Here is a 12995-nt window from a genome sequence, read left to right on the forward strand (position 1 = left end):
CCCTGGCCAGCAGCGTCGACCGCGCTGGCCAGGGTGGGACGGCTCACCGCCTAGGAAGAGCCCACGGGCTTGATCGGAGCGCGGCTGACGATCGCGCCTTTAGCCCGCTTTCACCTTTCGCAACCCGGTCAAGCGCCGGCCCGATCACCGAATCGATCCTTGTCTCAGGGGAGGGGCTGTGTCGCCATGGATGCTGCGAGCCGCGATCACTACGTCGAAGCGTTGCGGAAAGCGTCGGCGCACATAAGGGCGCTGACGGCGGATCAGGCGGCGCGCGCGCTGGAGCGGCCGATCGCCATCGTCGGCATGGGCTGCCGCTTTCCCGGCGGCGCCAATGATCCCGAACGATTCTGGACCCTGCTCGAACGCGGCGGTGATGCCGTGGCAGAGATACCCGTGGACCGGTTAGATCTCGATCGCTGGTGGAGCGCGGACCCCGATGCGCCGGGCCACATCTACGTCCGCGAAGCCGCGCTGATCGACGACGTCCGCAGCTTCGACCCCGCCTTCTTCCGGATCACGCCGGCCGAAGCCGAAGCGCTCGACCCGCAGCAACGCCTGCTGCTCGAAGTCAGCTGGGAAGCGTTCGAAGACGCCGCGATCGACGTGCGTCGACTCGCGGGCAGCCGCACCGGCGTGTTTATCGGCCTGTCGAACTATGATTACATCCAGGCGCACGTCCATTCGGGCGATCCTGCGCGTATCACGGCCTATTCGGGTACCGGGGTGATGTTCAGCACCGCCGCGGGGCGCCTGTCCTATTTCTACGATTTGCGCGGCCCATGCATCACGCTCGACACCGCCTGTTCCTCGTCGCTGGTCGCACTCGATGCGGCAATCACGGCGCTGCGCCAGCGGGACTGCGACGTCGCGCTGGCCGGGGGCGTCAGCCTGATGCTGTCCCCCGACAGCAGCGTCGCACTGTGCAAGGTCAAGGCGCTGGCGGCAGACGGTCGCAGCCGGGCGTTCGACGATGCCGCCACCGGCTATGGCCGTGGCGAAGGCTGCGGGCTCGTCGTGCTCAGGCGACTGAGCGACGCGGTGCGCGATGGCGACCTCATCCACGGCGTCCTCGCCGGGTCCGCGGTCAATCATGATGGTCGCAGCAACGGGCTCACCGCCCCCAACGGACTCCCGCGTGGCATCGAACGCAGCGAGACCGGCGGCGAGGGTGGGGGCGTAGAGCCCGGCCTTTGCGTCGCGGAACAGGCAATAGTCGCGCTCGTAGAAGAAATCGGGATCGCCCCATAATTCGGCGCGCAACTCCTCCTCGAGCAGCGCCTCGATGCCGTCGGTGACGCCGCGTGGCGATCCGCCCGCCGCGTCGAGCCGATAGGGGAGGCGAGGCGAGGGGGGCGCCCGCTCGGATACGGGCGCGGCGGTGACGATCACATGTGCGTTGGTGCCGCTGAGCCCGAACGAACTGACGCCGACTGCCGGATCATGATCGGTTTCGGGCCAAGCTGTTGCCGTCGCGACGACGGACAGCGTCGATCGGGCCCAGTCGATGTGGCGATTGGGCGTGTCGAAATGGAGGCTGGGCGGCAGCGTGCGATGGCGGATCGCCAGCACCGCCTTGATCACTCCCGCAATCCCCGCTGCCGCTTCGGTATGGCCGCGGCGAAGGCGGGGGCATGGTGGTCCTCAAGCGGCTCGCCGATCGCCTCGGACGGCGGCTGGTCGATCTGCTCTATGGCGATGGCGCGAGCGATGCCGAACTTCAGCAGACGGGGTTTGCGCAGCCGGCGCTCTTTGCGGTCGAGCTGGCGCTGTATCGGCTGTTGGAATCCTGGGGCGTCGTGCCGCAGGTCGTGTGCGGTCACAGCATCGGCGAATTCGCCGCGGCGCACGTCGCCGGCATCCTCTCGTTCGACGCCGCGATCGAGATGGTATGCGCGCGGGGCCGGCTGATGCAGGCACTTCCCGACGGCGGCGCGATGGCGGCGGTCTTCGCCAGCGAGGAGAAGATCACGCAGTTCCTCACGTCCAGCACGGATATTTCGCTGGCCGCGGTCAATACGCCCGACGATGTCGTCGTTTCCGGCCCGGCCGAGGCGGTGCGCGTGCTGCTCGCGGAGTTGGAGCAGCGCGGCATCCGCGCGCAGCCGCTGCGCGTGTCGCATGCGTTTCATTCGACGCTGATGCAGCCGATGGTCGCGGACTTTGCAGGCGTCGCCGCGCGCCCGTTCGGGAGCGCGAGCATGCCGATCGTCTCGACCGTCACGGGCCGCCGCGCAGGCCCCGACGAGATGGCGTGCGCCGACTATTGGACAGGGCAGATTGGTGCAACGGTGCGCTTTGCCGCCGCCGCCGCCGCGCTGGCCGAAGACGGCGTGTCGCAGTTTCTCGAATATGGCCCGGCGCCCGTGCTGGCCGGGCTCGCGCAGCAATCGATCGATCCGGAAGGGCGCCAGTTCCTGGGTACGCTCGTGCGGGGGGCGGACGATGACCGCCGCTCGACCCTGCAAAGCCTCGCGCGGCTTTACGCCAGCGGCGTCGATATCGACTGGAAAGCGGTCTATCACCGCCATCGCGCGCGAGTGGCGGTGCCGACCTATCCCTTCCAGCGGACGCGCTATTATCGCGCGCCGATCGTTGATGCCGGACGCCATGCGCCGATCGTGAGCGCGGGTCATGCGCATCCGTATCTCGGCCAGCGCATCCATTCGCGCTTGTTGCCGAGCGGGGCTGCGCTTTATCAGGCGCTGTTCACCGCGGAGGCGCCGTTGTTTTTGGTGGAGCACCAGATCTTCGGTGTGATCATCTCCCCTGCCGCCGCGCATCTGTCGATGGCTTTTGCCGCAGCGGGGCATGGTCGCGGACTGGAGGATGTGTCTTTTACCGCGCCCCTCGTCATCGAGGCGGCCGCGCCGCGACTGGTCCAGCTTGGCATGACGGGGGACCCCGCGCCGGTGTACACCGTGGCCAGCCAGGCGGTCGACGCACCGGGAGACGTGTGGACCGTCCATTCGGAAGGCCGCATGACGGCGATGCCGGGCAGGCCCGATCGGGTCGACCTGGACGCGATCCGCCGCCGTTGCACCGCGCAGATGGCACCCGCGGAGTTTTACGCGCTGATCGAGACGCTCGGCTACAAGACCGGCGAGAACTTCCAGTGCATCCGCGAGATCGCCAAGGGGGATGGCGAGGCGCTGTGCCGGATCGTCGCACCACAGCCGATCGATGGCGAGGCGATCCATCCGGGACTGATCGATTCGATGCTGCAGACCGTCCTGCCGGCATGCGAGCGATCCGCCGGCCATCTGCTCGACGGCGATAGCGTGCTGATCCCGCTGCACATGGCTCGGGTCGCCCTGTACGGCAGCCTGGACCAGCCGCTCTTCTGCCATAGCCGGGTCGAGGTGGGCGGCGAAGTGGTCAAGGCCGAGCTTCTGGCGTGCACCGCGCAAGGCGAGGCGGTGCTGGCGATCGAGGGGTTCCTGCTCAAGCGGACCGATCGCGCGACGCTGTACCAGGAGATGGGCAACGCTGCTCGGCGCGGTCAGCGTTGCCGTGCGGCCATCCTGGTTGATCGCCGATCCACGATAGAGCGCCAGGACGGCGTTCGCATCGCGTCGCGCCGCGTCGAGCGGCTTGAGCACGAGCGCCCCCGCTCCCTCGGCGCGGACATAGCCGCTGGCGGCCGCATCGAATGCACGGCAGACGCCGTCGGGCGCGAGCAGGTTCATCGCTTCGAGACACGCGAACAGATTGGGCCGCAGCAAGGCATTGACGCCAAGCACCAGCGCCGCCTCGCACTCTCCGTTGCGGATCGCCTGGCGCGCGAGATGCAGCGCGACGAGCGAGGAGGAGCAGGCGGTATCGACCGCGAGGCTCGGCCCGGTCAGACCGAAGCTGTAGGACAGCCGCCCTGCCGCCGCCGCGAACGATGCCCCGGTCGCGGTAAAGGAATCGGTACCAGCGCCGGGATACCACAACCCGCGCCCCTGATGATCGGCCGTGCTGATCGCGACGAACACGCCGATGTCGCGTCCGGCCTCTGGATCCGCGACGATCCCCGCGGCTTCAAGCGCGCGCCAGCCGACCTCGAGCAGCAGCCGCTGCTGCGGATCGAGCGCGCGTGCTTCGGCCGGGGACATATCGAAAAACGCAGCATCGAAATGTTCGGGAAACGACGCATCGAGGAAGCCGCCGAACCGGCCCACAGCGTCCTTCATCGCGATGGGCGTTTCCGGCCAGCGCCCAGCCGGCACCGGCCGTACCGCCGAACCACCCCGTTCGAGAATCTGCCACAAACCCGCCGGATCGTCACAGCCGCCAGGATAGCGGCACGCCATACCGACGATAGCGATACTATCCCCATCGGCGGGAACAGCACGAACCTCGTCCGATACTTGACGGTAATACATGCCCCCCGCCTTCCACACCTAGGTCAGTAAGGCCTCATTGCATGCGGATCGGGACCATCCACGCGCAGATGCATCCATTTCTTCACGCTTCTTGATTCTGGTGGAGGTCTCGTAGAGCAGGATCCCGAAATCACATTCATTCTGGAAGAGTTTGGACCCGGATACGCTTAGTATTGGACAATGGTAGCGCTCTCTTTATTGTCCGCATCAACAATATAACACAGGGGAGAGCGAGCATGATTCGTGCGCCGAGAGTCACCGCGACCGGTCGGGGTGCGCGCGCCCGCCCGGGCTGGATCGGGATTGCCGCCGCGCTGCTGCTGGCGGCGCCAGTCTCCGCGCAAAACGACAAGATGGTGCCGATCGCGGCGCCTGCACAGCCCGATGCGATCGCGCTCGACACCGGTAAACTGCCCGACGCGACCGCGCCCGAAGCGTGGCACAGTCAATATGGCAGCGTGTTCACGCGCAACGTCACGCTCGCCACGCTGACGCCGTTCCTGCCCGATGCCGCCACCGCGACGGGTACCGCGGTGATCGTCGCGCCGGGCGGCGGGTTCAAGACGCTGTCGATGCAGAACGAAGGATGGGACGTCGCGCGCGCGCTCGCCGCCAGGGGCGTGGCGGCGTTCGTCCTCAAATATCGGCTGAACCCGACCCCCGTCGCGATGCCCGCGTTCGAGCGGTCGATGGCCGAGATGTTCGCCCCCGGCGCGCGACCGCCGCGGCTTCGCCCCGATGCGATGATCGCCGGCCTCGCGCCGCAGATCGCCGATGCGCGCGCGGCCTTCGCGCTGGTGCGTCGCCGGTCGGGCGAATGGCATATCGACCCCGCGCGGATCGGCATGGTCGGGTTTTCCGCCGGCGCGATGCTGACGATGGCGACGACGGTCGCCGGCGGCGATGCCAAGCCCGCATTCATCGGCAACATCTACGGGCCGCTGGCGGCGATGACGGTCCCCGCCGATGCACCGCCGATGTTCGTCGCGCTGGCCGCCGATGATCCGTTCTTCGGCACCGGCGGGTTCGGGCTGATCGAAAGCTGGCGCGCGGCGAAGCGTCCGGTCGAGTTCCACCTGTTCGAACAGGGCGGCCACGGCTTCGGCATGTACCCCAAACCGACCACGAGCACCGGGTGGTTCGACGAATTCACGCGCTGGATGGCGATGCACGAGCTTCTCAAGCCGGCACGCCCATAGGCTAGCCAAGCGCCCGCCGGCTAGTCCGGCGGGCGCTTCCCCGTCATTTCAGTTCGAGCATCACCACCGACATCGGCGGCAGCGTCACCGCCAGCGTTCCGCCGCTCAACCGGGCGCCGTCGAACGCCGTCGGCGCGACGACATTGGGCGTCTCGAAGCTGTTATGCGCGGTCATCGTCGATGCGGTCAGCACCTGCCCGGTGACGCCCTGCGCGGTCACGCCGGGCAGCGTCGCGGAGACGCTGGTGGCCTTGTTCGGATCGAGGTTGGCCAGCGCGATCCGCACGATGCCGTCCTTCCCGCGCACCGCCGACGCGCTGACCGCGGGCATCGTCCACTGGTTCTTGTTGTACCAGGGCGAGGCAATGTCGATCGGCAGCACGGTGCCGTCCATGTACGGCTTGTACATCGCGAACACGTGATAGGTCGGCGTCAGCACCATCTTGGCGCCGTCGGTCAGGATCATCGCCTGCAGCACGTTCACCATCTGCGCGATCGCGGTCATCTTCACGCGATCGGCATGCTTGGCGAAGATGTTGAGGTTGACCGCGGTCACCATTGCGTCGCGCAGCGTGTTCTGCTGGCGCAGGAACCCCGGATTGGTCCCCGGATCGGGCGCATACCAGGTGCCCCATTCGTCGACCGCCAGCCACACCTTCTTCTGCGGATCATATTTGTCCATCGCCGCGCTGTGCTTGGTCAGCATCTCGTCCATCCGCAGCGTCTCGGCGAGCACGTGCGCCCACTCCTCCTCGCCGAACACGGTCGACGACAGCTTGTGCTCCCAGGGTGCCGCGACCGTGTAGTAATGCATCGACAGCGCATCGACCTGATCGCCGGCCTCGCGCATCATCGTCTCGGTCCAGGCATAGTCGGCCGAGTTCGCGCCGCTTGCGATCTTGGTGACCTTGGTGCCCGCCGGCGCCTTGATGAAGGTGGCATAGCGGCGCGTCACGTCGGCGGCATAGGGTGCACGCATGTTGCCGCCACAGCCCCATAGCTCGTTGCCGATCCCGAAGAACGGCACCGCCCAGGGCGCCTTGTGGCCGTTCTTCGCGCGCTCGTCGGCCAAAGTCCCCGCGGGCGAGGTCATGTATTCGACCCACTCCGCCATTTCCTGCGGCGTGCCGTTGCCGACATTGCCCGAGATATAGGCCTGCGCGCCGAGCTGTTCGACGAGGTCCATGAACTCGTGCGTGCCGACCGCATTGGGCTCGGTAACGCCGCCCCAGTTGGTGTTGATCTTGACCGGGCGCTTGCCCCTGGGGCCGACCCCCTCGCGCCAGTGATATTCGTCCGCAAAGCACCCGCCGGGCCAGCGCACCGCAGGCACCGCGATCCCGCGCAACGCGGTGACGACGTCGGTGCGGAAGCCGCGGACATTGGGAATCTTCGAGTTCGGCCCAACCCACAGCCCGCCATAGACGCCGTTGCCGAGATGCTCGGCGAACTGCGTGAAGATGTGCCGATCATAGGTCGGCCCCGGCGTGTCGGCATGCACCGTCAGCGTCGTCGCGGGAGCCGGGGCGGCGGTCTGCGCGGTGGCGATACCCGCGCTCGACAACAGCAACGCACCCGCCAGGCCCTTCAGAGTTCGGGTCATTCTTGGCTCAATCATCGAAGGCCTCCACCGAATTGCGGGTGCCGCGCAGGAATGCGTCGGCGACGAGTGTGAACGGGGTCGTGTCGACGTCGCTGCGGCCATCGCGGACCAGCGCGGCGAAGCGCGTGTAGAGGCCGGGATATTCCTCATCGTCGTTGTGCACCGTGCCGCTCGGCAGCGTCAGCACCGCGCCGCCCTTGGCGAGGCTCAGCGTGCCCGCATCGGTCTCGACGACGATGTCCCAGCTTTGCGGGCCGGTCTGCCGCCAGTCGAGATCCATCGTCACCGGCGCGCCAGCGGCGGTCCGGAACGCCAGATCGGCGGCGATCGGCGCGGCGCGGTTGGCGGGCGTCGACAGCGTAGCGGACGTCAGGAAGAAGGGCTGCGGCAGGATCTCGGTCGCGATCGACAGCGCGTTGATCCCCGGATCGAACACGCCGAGCCCACCCGGCTCCCAGATCCACGCCTGCCCCGGATGCCAGACGCGCACATCCTCGCGCCACACGATCGACACGCGCTCGATCCGCTTGTCGGCAAGCCATGCCTTGGCGGGCGCGACGCCTGCCGCAAACCGCGAATGCCAACCGGCGAACAGCGTCGTTCCCGTTTCGGCGGCCTGCGCTTCGAGCGCATCGACTTCGGCCAAAGTCGCGCCGGGCGGCTTTTCGAGGAATACGTGCACGCGTCTGGCGAGCGCCATCGACGCCAGCTCGTACCGCACCTGCGGAGGCGTGCAGAGCGCGATCGCGTCGATCGCCGGCCCCTCGGCGAGCAGCGCGTCGAGCGACGTGAAATTGGCGATGCCGTCGACGCCCGGATCGCGCGGGCTGACGCTCGCGACGAGGTCGAAATCGGCGTTGCGCGCGATCGACGGCAGATGCTGGTCGCGCGCGATCTTGCCCATGCCGACGACCGCGATGCGGATAGCGGCCATGCTCACAGCGCCTTCACGGCGACCGGCTGCGGCGCAGCCTTGGTCAGCGTGTTGCGCAGCGGCAGCGTGAACGGTGCCGCCTCGATCTCGAACACATCGCCCTCGCGCGTCGCCACGCCATCGGCGAACGACAACGTCGCGGTGCCGAAGAAATGGACGTGCACGTCGCCGGGACGCCGGAACAGGTCGTATTTAAAATGATGCGCCTCGAGATTGGCGATGCTGTGCGACATGTTGGCCTCACCCGACAGGAACGGCTTTTCCCACAGGACCTCGCCGTCGCGGTGGATCCGGCTCATACCCTCGATATGTGCAGGCGGCGTGCCGACCAGCAATTCGGGCCCGAGCGACGCCTGGCGCAGCTTCGAATGCGCCAACCACAGATAATTGTGCCGCTCGGTCACGTGATCGCTGAACTCGTTGGCGAGGCACACGCCAACGCGGAACGGCGTGCCGTCCGGACCGATCAGATAGATGCCGGCCAGCTCGGGCTCCTCGCCGCCGTCCTGCGCGAAATCGGGCATCGTCAGCGCCGCCCCCGGCGCGACCAGCCCCGACCCATCGCCCTTGTAGAACCATTCGGGCTGCTGCCCGCGCGCGCCCTCCGCCGGCTTCCCGCCTTCGACGCCTTCGAGGAACATCCGCATCGAATCGGTCTGCTTCTCGGCGTCCGCGGCGGCGCGGTGCATCTTGTCGCGCCCCTCGGCCGAGCCGAGATGCGTGAGGCCGGTGCCCGTCATGATCAGATGCGCCGGATCGCCATGATCGATCGGCGAGGTCAGCCGCCCCGCGGCAAGCTCGGCAGCAATATCGACGCTCGCCCCCGTCCCGCACGCGGCGACCGCGGCGGCCAGATCGCTGCCCGCGGCAATCGCGCGCTCCGCCAGCGCGCGAACGCTGTCGACGCCGATGACGAACGCCGCCCCCGTCTCGGTGGCCGCGATCACCGATCGCGCGCCGTCGACGCCAACATGCTGCAACAAGCGCAAGGTCATCAGTCTCTCCTCCGCAGCGCGCCGTCGTTACGGTTCGCCTTTGATCCTTCGGTCAGGCAGCAGGGCCGCCGTCGCCCCCGCGCCTGTATACTCCGACATATAAGCGCGCCCGGGCTTTGGCAATCTTTGTCGTTCCTTGATTGCGCAGGGGCTGTTACGCCGAGTTCAGGGAGCACGCGCTATGACGGACATCGATATTATTGAGGGCAATGGCGAAGACGAAACGCCGATCGCGCGCGTTCCCCGCGGCACCGGCCGGCGGCTGCACGGCGCGGTCGCGCACAAGCTCGGCACCGCGATCCTGTCGGGAGAATATGCCCCCGGCGACACGCTGTCGGGCGAGGTCGAGTTCTCCAAAACGCTCGACGTCTCGCGCAGCGCCTACCGCGAGGCGGTCCAGGTCCTGACCGCCAAGGGGCTGGTCGAAAGCCGCCCGAAGATCGGCACGCGAGTCCTGCCGCGCAGCCGCTGGAACCTGCTCGATCCCGACGTGCTCGCCTGGGCATTTGCGGGCGAACCCGACATCACCTTCGTGCGCGGGCTGTTCGAACTGCGCGCGATCGTCGAGCCCGCCGCCGCCGCGCTCGCCGCGGAACGTCGCGAGCGCAGCGATCTGAAGGTCATGAAGGATTCGCTCGCGGCGATGCGCCGGCTGACGCTGGCCACCGAAGCCGGCCGCGCGGCGGATCGCGAGTTTCACGACGCGGTGCTGACCGCGACGCGCAACGATGCGCTGATCGTGTTGAGCGCCAGTATCGGCGCCGCGGTCAACTGGACTACGCAGTTCAAGCAACGCGGGCGCGCCCTCCCCCGCAACCCGCTCCCCGATCACATGCTGGTCTATGAAGCGATCGCCGCGGGCGACGCGAACGCGGCCAGCACGGCGATGCGGACGCTGGTCGATCTCGCGCTGGAGGATACCAAGCTGGCAATGGCGCGCTGATGCGGCCCGTACCATAAATTGTCATACTATTCGTCGAGACATCCGTCTGGACGGTCACTAACCTTCCCCGCGCCCCTTGCGGCCGCGTCGCGCTTCGGCAAACATGGCGCAAACGGGGGAGAGAATAACCATGAAGGCACGTGTGATCGGTCTGTTGGCCGCTGCTGCGATGACCGCGTCGATGACCGTTGCTATGCCGGCGCTGGGCCAGGCCAAGCCCGCGACGATCACCTATATCCACGCCGGAACATTGCTCGATCGGCCCGGCCAGGCGCCGCGCGGCAACACCACGATCATCGTTCGCGACGGCAAGGTCGTCGCGCTGCGCGATGGCTTCGTCGCCCCCGAAACGGGCGCGACGCTGGTCGATCTGCGCAATGCGTTCGTGCTGCCGGGGCTGGTCGACATGCACGTCCATCTCTGGGGTATCGGCGGCGATCCTCTGCGCGCGCGGCTCGAGGCGCTCAACCGCGACCGGTTCGACGACGAGATGACCGCGGTCGCCAACGCCCGGACGACGCTCACCGCCGGCTTCACCTCGGTCCGCGATCTCGGCGGCGACCCGCGCGGCATCCGCGCGCTGCGCGATGCGATCGACGCCGGCACGGTCGAGGGGCCGAGCATCACCAACGCCGGCGAGATGATCTCGGTCACCGGCGGGCATGGCGATGGCGGCAACGGCCTTGCCGAGGAGTTCGCCGAGATGGTCCATGCCAAGGAAGTGAATTTGTGCGACGGCCCCGACGATTGTCGCCGCGCGGTGCGCGCGCAGGTGGCGATGGGCGCCCGCGTCATCAAGTTCGCCGCGACCGGCGGCGTGCTCTCCAACGTCAGCGGCGGGCTGGGCCGCGCGATGACCCCTGAGGAAATGCGCGCGATCATCGAGACCGCGCATGCGCTGGGCCGCAAGGTCGCCGCGCACAGCCATGCGGCCGAGGGGACCAGGGCGGCGCTGGAGGCGGGCGTCGATTCGATCGAGCACGGCACGTTCCTTGACGACGATACGATCCGGCTGTTCAAGACCAAGGGCGCCTATCTCGTGCCGACCGAGATCGCACCGGTCGCCGCACTCGCGCAGGCGCGCGGCGGCGCGCTGCCGCCGGCGACGATCGTCAAGGCGGAGGAAGCCGCCGCCGCGATGGCCGCCAGCCACCGCCGCGCCTACGCCGCCGGGGTCAAGATCGCGTTCGGAACCGATACCGGCGTGTCGAAGCACGGCGACAACGCGACCGAGTTCGCGGTGATGGTCAAGAACGGCCTCACCCCGACCCAGGCGATCGCCGCGGCGACCGTCGGCGCCGCGGACCTGCTCGGCCGCAGCGACATCGGCACGCTCGCGCCCGGCAAGACCGCCGATATCATCGCCGTCGCGACCTCGCCGCTGACCGACGTCACGCAGCTCGAGCACGTGACCTTCGTCATGCACCGCGGCGTCGTCGCAAAGTCACCGGCCGGGGATCTGCGCTAAACGGCGCGGATCACACCGCGCCGCCGATCAGGTGACCGATCGCCGCGGTCGCCGCCATCGCGAACGCGCCCCAGAAGGTGACGCGTGCCGTCCCGCGCCAGACGGTCGCGCCGCCGGTCTTCGCGCCGACCGCGCCCAGCAACGCCAGGAACAGCAGCGATCCTGCGCCGACCGCCCAGATCAGCGATCCCGCCGGCACGACGAACACGGTGAGCAACGGCAACGCCGCGCCGACCGTGAAGCTGGCCGCCGACGCGAACGCCGCCTGCACCGGTCGCGCGCGTGCACCCGGCGTGATGTCGAGCTCGTCGCGGGCATGCGCGCCGAGCGCGTCGCTCGCCATCAGCTGCGTGGCGACCGCGGTGGCGGTGTCCGGATGCACCCCGCGCGCGACGTAGATCGCCGCCAACTCGGCCAGCTCGCCGCGGGGATCGTCGATCAGTTCGCGCCGTTCGCGCGCGAGTTCGGCGCTCTCGGTATCCGCCTGCGCGCTGACCGAGACATATTCGCCCGCCGCCATCGACATCGCGCCCGCGACCAGCCCGGCGGTTCCGGCGATGACGATGGCGCTCGTTTGGCCGGCCGCCTGCACCGACGCCGCCGCGACGCCGATGATCAGGCTGGCGGTCGAGACGATCCCGTCATTGGCGCCGAGCACCGCGGCGCGTAGCCAGCCGATCCGGTCGGCGACATGGCGTTCGCGGTGCGACGACAGCGCGCGCACCTCAGACGATCTCGAGCATGTTCTCGACCTTCACCGCACCCGGCGCGGCCCAGGCAGTGCGCTCGGCGACCATCCGGTCGTGCGGCGAATCGACCGACCCCGTCAGCCGCACCGTGCCCCCATCCACCGACACCTTGATCGTGTCGCCATCGAAGAACCACGAGCGGTGCAGCGCGGTCCGGATATCGTTGCTGACATCGGTCACGTCGACGCGCGGTTTCAGCGTGATGTGGTTGATCACGCCGACCACGCCCGCCAGCGGCCGCACCGCCGCTTCGGCGGCGTCCTTCTCGAAATGCCACCGCACCTCGCCGCGCAGGCTGACCCAGCCATCCTCGACCTGCGCCTTCACGCTGTCGTGCGGGATCGTCGTATCCCAGGACAGCCGCTCGACGATCGCGCTGGCGATGGCCTCGTCGCCGCGCTTGAAGCGATCCTCGAGCTGCACCTCGATGGCTTCGACCACCGCCTTGACGCCGTCGACGCGCGCCGCGGCGCGTTCGGCGGCGTATTTGGCCGCATAGCTGCCCGCATGGCCGCTCAGCGTGACGACGCCGTTGTTCGCGGTCACGCCGATATGCCCGGCGGGGACGCTGGGATCCCAGTTCAGTTCGGCGAGCACGGCCTTTTGCAGTCTTGCGTCGTGCGACATGACACTCTCCCAAAGCGCGGCGCGGGCAGTCCCGTACCGAGGCCCGCAACCCTATCCGCGCAGTCGTCCGCCGACAGTGTCGGGAACTACGCAGATCGCCCCCTTGC

10 protein-coding genes and 3 pseudogenes are annotated in these 12995 nt (G+C 68.3%); 5 read left to right on the forward strand and 8 right to left on the reverse strand.

From position 1 onward, the window contains the following. Nucleotides 1–186 precede the first annotated feature (186 nt). On the forward strand, nt 187–1251 hold the full coding sequence (locus ASE79_RS01400) for a polyketide synthase (RefSeq protein ID WP_056411121.1): 1065 nt from the start codon (nt 187–189) through the stop codon (nt 1249–1251). A 21-nt stretch (nt 1252–1272) separates the two neighbouring features. Here ASE79_RS01400 and ASE79_RS21985 read toward each other — a convergent pair. Together ASE79_RS21985 and ASE79_RS21525 are read right to left on the reverse strand one after the other, a co-directional pair. Beyond that, nucleotides 1273–1584, reverse strand: a pseudogene (locus tag ASE79_RS21985) (ketoacyl-synthetase C-terminal extension domain-containing protein); the annotation flags it as partial. Further along, on the reverse strand, nt 1581–1823 hold the full coding sequence (locus tag ASE79_RS21525; RefSeq protein ID WP_235516774.1) for a hypothetical protein: 243 nt from the start codon (nt 1821–1823) through the stop codon (nt 1581–1583). The pseudogene ASE79_RS21985 and the gene ASE79_RS21525, both read right to left, overlap by 4 nt. Between ASE79_RS21525 and ASE79_RS21990 the strand changes: the two are divergent. Continuing rightward, nucleotides 1770–3452, forward strand: a pseudogene (locus ASE79_RS21990) (acyltransferase domain-containing protein); the annotation flags it as partial. The gene ASE79_RS21525 and the pseudogene ASE79_RS21990 sit on opposite strands and share 54 nt — an antisense overlap. A gap of 189 nt (nt 3453–3641) precedes the next feature. Here the strand turns inward: ASE79_RS21990 and ASE79_RS21995 are convergent. After that, nucleotides 3642–4370 (reverse strand): annotated as a pseudogene (locus ASE79_RS21995) (polyketide synthase); the annotation flags it as partial. Between the two features lie 236 nt (nt 4371–4606). On the opposite strand from ASE79_RS21995, the gene ASE79_RS01410 reads away from it, so the two are divergent. Then, nucleotides 4607–5569 (forward strand): alpha/beta hydrolase, encoded by a 963-nt coding sequence (locus tag ASE79_RS01410; protein ID WP_056411126.1) that lies wholly within the window; start codon nt 4607–4609, stop codon nt 5567–5569. Nucleotides 5570–5612: 43 nt separating this feature from the next. Here ASE79_RS01410 and ASE79_RS01415 read toward each other — a convergent pair whose 3' ends face one another. Genes ASE79_RS01415 through araD1 form a run of 3 tightly spaced genes read right to left on the reverse strand, consistent with a single transcriptional unit; the run spans nt 5613 to nt 9101 of the window. Next, on the reverse strand, nt 5613–7172 hold the full coding sequence (locus ASE79_RS01415) for an alpha-N-arabinofuranosidase (RefSeq protein ID WP_056411128.1): 1560 nt from the start codon (nt 7170–7172) through the stop codon (nt 5613–5615). A gap of 7 nt (nt 7173–7179) precedes the next feature. Further along, entirely contained in the window at nt 7180–8106 is a 927-nt protein-coding gene (locus ASE79_RS01420; RefSeq protein WP_056411130.1) for a Gfo/Idh/MocA family protein, read from the reverse strand. A 2-nt stretch (nt 8107–8108) separates the two neighbouring features. Beyond that, nucleotides 8109–9101 carry an AraD1 family protein gene (araD1, locus tag ASE79_RS01425; protein WP_056411132.1) on the reverse strand — a complete coding sequence of 331 codons (993 nt, stop codon included), beginning with the start codon at nt 9099–9101 and terminating at the stop codon, nt 8109–8111. Between the two features lie 181 nt (nt 9102–9282). Between araD1 and ASE79_RS01430 the strand changes: the two genes are divergently transcribed. Together ASE79_RS01430 and ASE79_RS01435 are read left to right on the forward strand one after the other, a co-directional pair. Further along, nucleotides 9283–10044 carry a FadR/GntR family transcriptional regulator gene (locus ASE79_RS01430; RefSeq protein WP_056411134.1) on the forward strand — a complete coding sequence of 254 codons (762 nt, stop codon included), beginning with the start codon at nt 9283–9285 and terminating at the stop codon, nt 10042–10044. Nucleotides 10045–10174: 130 nt separating this feature from the next. Then, nucleotides 10175–11512 carry a metal-dependent hydrolase family protein gene (locus ASE79_RS01435; RefSeq protein WP_056411135.1) on the forward strand — a complete coding sequence of 446 codons (1338 nt, stop codon included), beginning with the start codon at nt 10175–10177 and terminating at the stop codon, nt 11510–11512. 10 nt (nt 11513–11522) lie between these two features. On the opposite strand, the gene ASE79_RS01440 is transcribed toward ASE79_RS01435, so the two are convergent. After that, on the reverse strand, nt 11523–12236 hold the full coding sequence (locus tag ASE79_RS01440; protein WP_156359481.1) for a VIT1/CCC1 transporter family protein: 714 nt from the start codon (nt 12234–12236) through the stop codon (nt 11523–11525). Nucleotide 12237: 1 nt separating this feature from the next. Further along, nucleotides 12238–12888, reverse strand: coding sequence for a BON domain-containing protein (locus ASE79_RS01445; RefSeq protein ID WP_056411137.1), 651 nt, complete (start codon nt 12886–12888; stop codon nt 12238–12240). Nucleotides 12889–12995: the final 107 nt, after the last annotated feature.

Origin of the sequence: Sphingomonas sp. Leaf28, from assembly GCF_001421685.1 — a bacterium.
Lineage (GTDB): Bacteria > Pseudomonadota > Alphaproteobacteria > Sphingomonadales > Sphingomonadaceae > Sphingomonas > Sphingomonas aurantiaca.

Bases quoted from the DNA above. Each gene is read 5' to 3' on its own strand.
- ASE79_RS01400 (WP_056411121.1), top strand. From the start codon at position 187: ATGGATGCTGCGAGCCGCGATCACTACGTCGAAGCGTTGCGGAAAGCG.
- ASE79_RS01410 (WP_056411126.1), top strand. From the start codon at position 4,607: ATGATTCGTGCGCCGAGAGTCACCGCGACCGGTCGGGGTGCGCGCGCC.
- ASE79_RS01415 (WP_056411128.1), bottom strand. From the start codon at position 7,172: ATGACCCGAACTCTGAAGGGCCTGGCGGGTGCGTTGCTGTTGTCGAGC.
- ASE79_RS01420 (WP_056411130.1), bottom strand. From the start codon at position 8,106: ATGGCCGCTATCCGCATCGCGGTCGTCGGCATGGGCAAGATCGCGCGC.
- araD1 (WP_056411132.1), bottom strand. From the start codon at position 9,101: ATGACCTTGCGCTTGTTGCAGCATGTTGGCGTCGACGGCGCGCGATCG.
- ASE79_RS01430 (WP_056411134.1), top strand. From the start codon at position 9,283: ATGACGGACATCGATATTATTGAGGGCAATGGCGAAGACGAAACGCCG.
- ASE79_RS01435 (WP_056411135.1), top strand. From the start codon at position 10,175: ATGAAGGCACGTGTGATCGGTCTGTTGGCCGCTGCTGCGATGACCGCG.
- ASE79_RS01445 (WP_056411137.1), bottom strand. From the start codon at position 12,888: ATGTCGCACGACGCAAGACTGCAAAAGGCCGTGCTCGCCGAACTGAAC.